This is a genomic window from Chloroflexota bacterium (assembly GCA_018648225.1).
Lineage (GTDB): Bacteria > Chloroflexota > Anaerolineae > Anaerolineales > UBA11858 > NIOZ-UU35.
The window spans coordinates 1-2,200 of the sequence record JABGRQ010000010.1; the positions used below are offsets into that span (position 1 = coordinate 1).

Below are 2,200 nucleotides of genomic sequence, written 5' to 3' on the forward strand. Positions count from 1 at the left end.
TCAGGTTGGTCTGAGCAGCCTGGCGCGCCAGCGGGCGCGCACTCTTTCGGGCGGCGAGGCCCAGCGCGTGGCGTTGGCGCGCGCCCTTGTTTTGCGCCCTGAAGTGCTTTTGATGGACGAACCGACCGCCAACCTTGACCCGCATAATATTGGGATCATCGAAGAGATTGCTGCTCGTCTCAATCGCGAGCAGGGCGTCACGCTCGTGCTGGTCACCCACAACATATTCCAGGCCAGGCGGCTGGCCGCGCGGGTGGGATTCATGCTCGATGGCAAGTTGATCGAAACCGCCGCTGCTGATAAGTTTTTTGAGTCCCCTGAGGATGCGCGTACGGCTGCATTCGTGAAGGGCGACATGGTGTATTGACACCGTGAAATGACCTGATGATTAGAAAAGACCTGAAAAAGTAAATTTCAATCCTTCTGAGCACCTTGCTGGCAATAAGGCACCCTGTTTTCAGCCTGCGCGCCGCAGACTGTTGAAAACGCCCCTGCGGAAGAAGCCGCGGCAGCCTGAAATTTACCCCGGCAATTCCTTTTTATAAGAGGCGATTCTGGTCTCGGCTAACTTTACATATTCAGGATCAATATCGTAACCAATATAACTACGCTGAGATTTCAAGGCTGCTATGGCGCTGGATCCGCTCCCGATAAATGGGTCCAGGATAACCTCGTTCTTATAGGTATACAGCTGGATTAGCCGATAAGGCAGCTCAACAGGGAATGGCGCCGGATGGCCTATTTTTCTGGCTGATTCAGTATTCATCAACCATACAGATTTTGTCCATTCCATAAATTGTTCTTTTTCGATTGTGTTTTCATCTTCTTTTGATTTGTCTCGCTTGAAAGCGCCTTTTGAGAAAACCAAAATATATTCATGGACATCACGAAGGACGGGGTTGGAAGCAGATTTCCAGCTTCCCCATGCCATCGAAACGCCCGCTCCGGCGCCCTTGTTCCAGATAATTTCCCCTCGCATCAGGAAACCAATGCCCTCCATTATTTGAGAAATGTAATCTGATAATGGAATATAGGGTTTGCGACCCAGATTTGCGACATTGATACAGGCCCGGCCGCCGTTGACAAGAACGCGATAGGTTTCTGCGAACACATTTCGCAGCATATCGAGATATTCTTGTAATGATAAATCATCATCATATTCTTTGGAAACGTTGTAAGGCGGCGAGGTCACCATCAGATGCAGCGAATTGTCGGGGATTTGCCCCATCTTTTCAGCGCTGCCGAGGATGATGGTGTTGAGCAATTCTGGGGGAACCACATTTTGCGCGTCTGATTCTAATTTGCTGTGCGCGGGTAATTCTGAATATAATCGGGAGTTGTAATAATTTGAAGAATCGTGGTTGATCCTTGGGGTCGTACCAAAGCCGCTTGTCCTGGCCCCTTTTGCCGGTTCTTCAGTCATTCTTTTTCTTGCTCCCAGGGTTCTAACAAACACAACTGAGGCGTGTGTCTTATCCCCAATCTTTCAGCTCGGCAATCACCTCAACCAGGAAGCGGTTGGCGGCCAGGCCATCAAGAGCGTCAGGGTCAAAGGTCAGCGTGAGATCGGCTGCTGGCCGGATGGCGATGGCATCGTCGACGACGGTTGGGCGTTTGGAAACCGCACCGATACCCAGGACAATGCAGGCTGGCGGGTAAACCAGGGGGGCTGCCAGCCGTGCACCGGTTGTGCCGTAGTTGACAACTGCCAGGCTGATGTTGTCGGTTTCGCCGGGCTGGAGATTTTGATCGCGAGAGCGGCGGGCCAGTTCGTTGACTGCCCGCGCCATACCCAGCAAAGAGAGATCGTCGGCGTCTTTGATGACAGGGGCTACCAGGCCTTCTTCCCCAAGCGCCACGACCAGCCCGATGTTGATTTCTTCCTGGCGGATGACTTTACCGCCGCGGCGGGTGATGTTGGCTTCCGGGACAGTCTTGAGGGCCGCAATAGCGGCAGTTACGAAGTAGGTTGTATAGGTCAGGTGCGTGCCATCGCGGGAGAAATTTGCCTTGTTGGCGGCCAGGTGAGCGGCGGCCTGCTGCATATCAGCGGTCATGAAGAGCGTGACTTCCCGTTCCCAGTTGGAGATCGGGACTGAATTTTGGATTGCTGCCGAATGGGGTGGCGCTTCGAGACGGTCGATTTTCTCATCAGGTGTGTGCGCCGCTGCGTCCGCCTCCGCTTTCGGGCGGGGGGTGT

3 protein-coding genes are annotated in these 2,200 nt (G+C 53.5%); 1 reads left to right on the plus strand and 2 read right to left on the minus strand.

Translation table 11 applies throughout. The annotated features are described in order from the left end of the window. A partial coding sequence (locus HN413_00095; GenBank protein ID MBT3388787.1) for an ATP-binding cassette domain-containing protein occupies positions 1–367 on the plus strand: 367 nt, incomplete at its 5' end. Positions 368–520: 153 nt separating this feature from the next. Here HN413_00095 and HN413_00100 read toward each other — a convergent pair. Further along, entirely contained in the window at positions 521–1,423 is a 903-nt protein-coding gene (locus HN413_00100; protein MBT3388788.1) for a site-specific DNA-methyltransferase, read from the minus strand. A 49-nt stretch (positions 1,424–1,472) separates the two neighbouring features. Further along, positions 1,473–2,200 (minus strand): 2-oxo acid dehydrogenase subunit E2 (locus tag HN413_00105; GenBank protein ID MBT3388789.1); only part of this gene is annotated, 728 nt, incomplete at its 5' end.